The organism is Mesorhizobium sp. M7A.F.Ca.US.002.01.1.1, assembly GCF_004022955.1.
Taxonomy (GTDB): Bacteria; Pseudomonadota; Alphaproteobacteria; order Rhizobiales; family Rhizobiaceae; genus Mesorhizobium; species Mesorhizobium ciceri.
This window is the reverse complement of the sequence record NZ_RZQE01000395.1, coordinates 1-5670: the sequence shown is the minus strand read 5'-3', so window position 1 is coordinate 5670 and position 5670 is coordinate 1. Positions and strand designations below refer to the sequence as shown.

Annotated in this window: 5 protein-coding genes; 2 read left to right on the top strand and 3 right to left on the bottom strand. The window is 64.0% G+C overall.

All coding sequences use genetic code 11. The features are described 5' to 3' along the window. A partial coding sequence (locus tag EN932_RS27640) for a diaminopropionate ammonia-lyase (RefSeq protein WP_128369219.1) occupies positions 1 to 818 on the bottom strand: 818 nt, incomplete at its 3' end. Between the two features lie 72 nt (positions 819 to 890). Here EN932_RS27640 and EN932_RS27635 point away from each other — a divergent pair. Both EN932_RS27635 and EN932_RS27630 read left to right on the top strand, forming a co-directional pair. Then, positions 891 to 1400 (top strand): Lrp/AsnC family transcriptional regulator, encoded by a 510-nt coding sequence (locus EN932_RS27635; RefSeq protein WP_164754774.1) that lies wholly within the window; start codon positions 891 to 893, stop codon positions 1398 to 1400. Positions 1401 to 1481: 81 nt separating this feature from the next. Continuing rightward, positions 1482 to 2624, top strand: a complete 1143-nt coding sequence (locus EN932_RS27630) for an NAD(P)/FAD-dependent oxidoreductase (protein WP_127366037.1) — start codon at positions 1482 to 1484, stop codon at positions 2622 to 2624. A gap of 26 nt (positions 2625 to 2650) precedes the next feature. Here the strand turns inward: EN932_RS27630 and EN932_RS27625 are convergent, their stop codons facing one another. Next, positions 2651 to 4759 carry a molybdopterin oxidoreductase family protein gene (locus EN932_RS27625; RefSeq protein ID WP_127366038.1) on the bottom strand — a complete coding sequence of 703 codons (2109 nt, stop codon included), beginning with the start codon at positions 4757 to 4759 and terminating at the stop codon, positions 2651 to 2653. Between the two features lie 82 nt (positions 4760 to 4841). Beyond that, a partial coding sequence (locus tag EN932_RS27620) for an ATP-binding cassette domain-containing protein (protein WP_164890644.1) occupies positions 4842 to 5670 on the bottom strand: 829 nt, incomplete at its 5' end.

Genomic DNA, 5670 nt, shown 5'->3' with positions numbered 1-5670 from the left:
CCGACCTGGGCGGCTGCGAGAACACAAGCGGCACGCGCCGGCTCGACCACGATGAAGGTCGGCCTGGCGTCACCGAGCACGATGGCCAGATGACCGGCCAGCGCGGCGGCAATGCCGCCGACACCGGCCTGCACGAAGACGTGGGTCGGCGTCCGAGGGAGTTGGCGCAAGGCTTCGCGTACGATCGCGGTATAGCCCTGCATGACCAGGCCGGGAATGCGCTCATAGCCCGGCCACGAGGTGTCGGAGACTACGGTCCAGTCCTTGTCGGCCGAAACTTGGGCAGCTTGCCTGACCGAATCGTCATAATTGCCGTGGACGCGGATCATCTCGGCGCCATAGCGGGCGATCGCCGCGATGCGCTCCTCGCTGACCCCGGCGTGGACGAAGACCGCCGCCCGCGCGCCGACGAGTTGCACGCCTTGCGCGACGGAGCGGCCATGATTGCCGTCGGTCGCACAGGCAAATGTCATCGCCGCGGCGACCGCCCGCACGTCAGCCTGATCGAGATCGGCCATGTCGACGGGCCGGCCAAGGCGACTGCCGGCCTCCTCCAGCACCAGGCGGAAGACGGCATAGGCGCCGCCAAGCGCCTTGAAGCTGCCGAGGCCGAGGCGAAAGCCTTCATCCTTGATATGGATGGCGCCCAGTCCGAATTCGCTGGCGAGCGCCGGCAGTGCATGCAGCGGCGTCATCCGGTGATTGTCGCGGTGGCTGAGAAAACGCTCGACTGTGTCGGCTCCGGCCACGCCAAGGGTTTCGGCATCGATCGGATCGAGCGGCCGGCGGTGCGATGCGTTGCGGTTGAGCAGGAACATTGGCCGGTCCCGTTGGTCAGCGAGAACATATTGCAGGAGCGACGCAAAGAGCGCTGTAATATGGTCTCTTAAATGCAAGTTTGTTTCGTCCGGGATATTCCATTGCCTGCATTGCCGTCCTCGCTCGATAGTTTCGATCTCGCCATCCTTGCCATCCTGCAGCGCGACAACACGACGCCGCAGCGGTTGATCGGCGAGGCGGTGAACCTGTCGGCGCCGGCGGTGCAGCGCCGCATCAAGCGCATGGAGCAGACCGGCGTCATTGCCGGCAATGTCGCTGTCGTCGAGCCGGCAGCGGTCGGCCACCCCATCACCATCTTCGTCGAGGTGGAACTCGAGAGCGAACGCGCCGAACTGATCGACGCGGCCAAGCGGCAGTTCTCGGCGACCCCCGAGGTCCAGCAATGCTATTACGTCACCGGCGAGGCCGACTTCATCCTGGTCATCACAGTGGCCGACATGGGCGCCTATGAGGCGCTGACGCGAAAACTGTTCTTCGACAGCAACAATGTCCGAAAATTCCGCACGTTCGTTGCCATGGACCGGGTCAAGGTAGGGTTGACGGTGCCTTTGCCTGTCTAAATATTTGTCGCGCGGCAGGCCTTTACTTTCCCACCATGTTTTTGACATTCTCGGGCTGTGAATTCTGCCGCGGAGGCGCGCTTGGACGACACCACCCCAGTTGCGATCATCGGTGCCGGGCCGGCGGGCCTGGCCATTGCCGCGTGCCTGCGGCAGAGCGGGCCGGATTTCGTCCTGCTGGAAAAGGAGCAGCAGGCCGCACCCGCCTGGCGACGCCACTATGAGCGCGTCCATTTGCACACGGCCAAGCGCTTTTCCTCGCTGCCCTTCGCGCCCTTCCCCAGGGACTATCCGCGTTATGTGCCGCGCGATCTCTTCGTCGACTATCTCGATGCCTATGCGCAACGTTTCGATCTGCGGCCGCGATTTGGAGAAACAGTGCGGGCGATCACCCGGCGGGGCAGAAGCTGGCTCGTGGATACGACGACCGGCCCCTTGCATGCTTCAAACGTTGTGATTGCATCTGGCAACAACGCAGAGCCGCTGATGCCCGGATTTGCCGGCGCCGATACCTTCAAGGGCCGAAAGCTGCATAGCGCCGACTATCGCAACGCAATGCCTTTCGCCGGTCAGCCGGTGCTGATCGTCGGCATGGGCAATACCGGCGCCGAGATTGCGCTCGATCTGGTGGAAGGCGGTGCGCGGCCGACGATTTCGGTGCGCGGCGGCGTTCATATCGTACCGCGCGAACTGCTTGGCGTGCCCATCCAGATGATCGGCATGGCGGCGCGCCTGATGCCGCAGCGCATCAACGATGCCTTGTTCCCCATCATCCTCGATCTGGCGTTGGGCAGGCTGGAGAAGTACGGGCTCAAGCGGCCCAAGCAAGGAATGCTGCAGCAGATCAGCGAGGCGTCCCGCATTCCGACGATCGATATCGGCACGGTGAGCAAGATCCGCGAAGGTGCGATCAAGATCGTACCCGACATTGCCGAGATCACCGAACAGGGCGCCCGTTTTGCCGACGGCAGGCATGGCGAGTTCGATGCGATCATCTTCGCCACCGGCTTCCGGCCCGGCTACGCCAAATTGCTGGAGCCCGGCGTTCAGCCAGAGCGCAGCGGCGTCAATGCGAGGGCTTCAGAGCTTGGCCTCTATCTCATCGGCTTTCACAGTCCGGTCACCGGATTGCTGCGCGAAATCTCGATCGAGGCCGAGCAGATCGCCGACGACATCAGTCTTAGGCGAAACCGAAAGAAGGTGGCCGAAGCCCTGCCGGTATAATTTGACGCGAGAGCAACTGAGTTCTCTCACCTTGCCGCGCGCAGCCAGACCTTGTTGTCGTGGAAGGCAGCACCCCCATAGGGTGCAGGCGCGTCGGCGCCGGTCAAAACGTTGATGCCCTCGCCGCGCTCATGGGCGCTGTTTGGCCAGATGCCTTCGGCGATCACCACGCCACGCTTGATGCCGTCGAACAGTTTTGCATGCAGCACGACTTCGCCGCGCTGGTTGCCGACCTCGACACGGTCGCCATCGGCCAGCCCAAGTGCCGCGGCATCGTCGGGATGTAGAAGCAGTTCCGGGCGGCCCTCCCTGGCTTTCGACACCGGTGTTTCCGAGAATGTCGAATTGAGGAAGTTGCGCGCCGGCGACGTCGTCAGCCGGAACGGGTGGGCTTCGTCGGCGACCTCGATCAGGTCGACATGGTCGGGGAATTCCGGCAGCCGCGCCACCGGGCCGAACAGGCCCATGCTTTTGGGCGGCCGGTTGGGCGCCGCCTGCCCGGTCCAGTCGGCGCGGAAGCGGAATTTTCCATCCGCGTGGCCAAATCCGTTGATGAAGTGTGCTGCCTCGAAATCCGGCTGCAGGTCGACCCATTTGTCTTGCTTCAAGCTTTCGAAACTGCCCAGCCCGCGCTTGCCCAGGATGATGTCGATATGCTGCTGCTCGGTCAGGCCGAAACCCGGACGGTCGGCGACACCGAGGCGATCAGCCAATTGCTCGATGACGAAATGGTTGGTGCGCGGTCCCTCCGGCGGCTCGATCAGCTTGGGGCCAAGCGTGATGTGCTGGTTGCCGCCGCCCTTGTAGACATCGTCGTGCTCGAGGAACATCGTGGCCGGCAATACGATGTCGGCAAGCTTGGCCGTGTCGGTCATGAACTGCTCGTGCACGCAAGTGAACAGGTCGTCGCGCAGGAAGCCTTGCGTCACCAGCCGCTGCTCCGGCGCGACATTCACCGGATTGGTGTTCTGGATCAGCATCGCCGTCACCGGCGGGCCACCATAGAGCGCATCGCTGGCACCGGTCAGCACCGGGCCGATGCGCGAATGGTCGAGATAGCGGATCGAGGGATCGCGCATCTTGGTGCCTTCGAGCACATCCTGGTTGAGCTTGAAGATGCCGGAATTGGAATGGAAGGCGCCGCCGCCCTCATATTGCCAGCTGCCGGTGACAGCCGCGATGCACGAGGCGGCATGCATGTTGACGGCGCCATTGCGCTGGCGTGCAAAACCATAGCCGAGGCGGAAATAGGTCTTCTTGGTCGTGCCGACGAGGCGGGCGAAGGCCTCGATCTCGGCAACCGTCAGGCCCGTGATCCCGGCCGCCCACGCCGGCGTGTGCGTCTCGAGATGCGCTTCCAGCCCTCTCGGGTCGTCGGTGTATTTCGAGAGATAGGCGCGGTCGGCCATGCCCTCCTTGAACAGCACATGCATGACCGCGCAGGCCAGCGCGCCGTCGGTGCCCGGCTTCAGCACCAGGCCGAGATCGGCCTGCTTCATCGTCGCGTTTTCGTAGACGTCGATGACGACGATCTTGGCGCCGCGCTCCTTGCGCGCCTTGATGGCGTGGGTCATGACGTTGACTTGGGTCACCACCGCATTGGTGCCCCAGATCACCACGCAATCGGATTTCGCCATCTCGCGCGGGTCCGGCCCGCGCAAGGCGCCGGCCCCCATCATCCAGCCCGTCCAGGCGAGATTGGTGCAGATTGACCCGAAGAAGCCGGAATACTTTTTCGCGTGGCGCAGCCGGTCGATGCCGTCGCGCTGCACCAGCCCCATCGTGCCGGCATAGTAGTAGGGCCAGATCGTCTCCGAGCCGTACCTCTCCTCGGCCGCAATGAACTTTTCGGCGACGAGGTCGAGCGCGGCCTCCCAACTCGCTTCCTTCCAGGCGCCGTCGCCCTTAGCGCCGGCGCGGATCAGCGGCTTCAGCAAACGGTCGGGATGGTGGACGCGGTCGGCATAACGCGCAACCTTGGCGCAGACGACGCCGGCGGTGTAGCTGTTGGACTTGGCGCCATGGACGCGGCCGATCCGATTGCCGTCGAGCAGTTCGACCTCGAGCGCACAGGTCGACGGGCAATCATGCGGACAGGCGGAATGGCCGATTCTGAGCTTGGCGTGCTGGTTCATGCGGCAAGACTAGCGGGTTTCAAAGGGCGCGTGTAGGGCCAGATGATTAGCCAATCTCCCCACTTGTGGGGAGATTGCGTAATCACTCCGCCGTGCCTTCCTCATACTCTGCCGACATGGACAGCCACTTTTCCTCGTGGCCGGCCAGCGTCTGGGCCAGTTGCGAGCGCTCCTTGGCCAGCCGGGTCGCCGTCGAGGGATCCTTTTCGTACACCGCCGGATTGGACAGTTCGTCCTCGATGCCGTCGATGCGCTTGCGGATGCGGTCCATCAGCGCTTCGGTGGCGCGGATTTCCTTGGCCAGCGGCTCGAAGGCGGCGCGGCGTGCCGCCGCATCGCGACGGCGGTCGGCCTTTGATGCCTTGTCGGCCTCGCGCTTGCCGCGGCGGTCGCCGGACACGCCGGTGACCAGCGTCTTGTAGTCTTCCAGATCGCCGTCATAGGGGTTGACCGCGCCGTCCTTGACCAGCCACAGCCGGTCGGCGGTTGCCTCGAGCAGATGGCGATCATGCGAGATCAGGATGACGGCGCCAGGGAATTCGTTCAACGCATGGATCAGCGATTCGCGGCTGTCGATGTCGAGATGGTTGGTCGGTTCGTCGAGGATGAACAGGTTCGGCCCCTCGAAGGCCGACAGGCCCATCAACAGTCGTGCCTTCTCGCCGCCCGACAGATCCTTGGCGGCGGTGTTCATCTTCTCGGTGGTGAGGCCGAACTGGGCGACGCGGCCGCGTACCTTCGATTCCGGCGCCTCCGGCATCAACCGGCGGACATGCTCGTAGGCGTTTTCGTCCGGCCGCAGATCGTCGAGCTGATGCTGAGCGAAGATCGCCACCTTCAGCCCGGGCGCCACCGTCATGGTGCCGCTCTCCTGCTTCAACCGGCCGGACAGCAATTTGGCGAAGGTCGAC

Coding starts and splice junctions, on each gene's coding strand:
- EN932_RS27625 (WP_127366038.1), bottom strand. CDS start 4,759: ATGAACCAGCACGCCAAGCTCAGAATCGGCCATTCCGCCTGTCCGCAT.
- EN932_RS27635 (WP_164754774.1), top strand. CDS start 891: ATGCAAGTTTGTTTCGTCCGGGATATTCCATTGCCTGCATTGCCGTCC.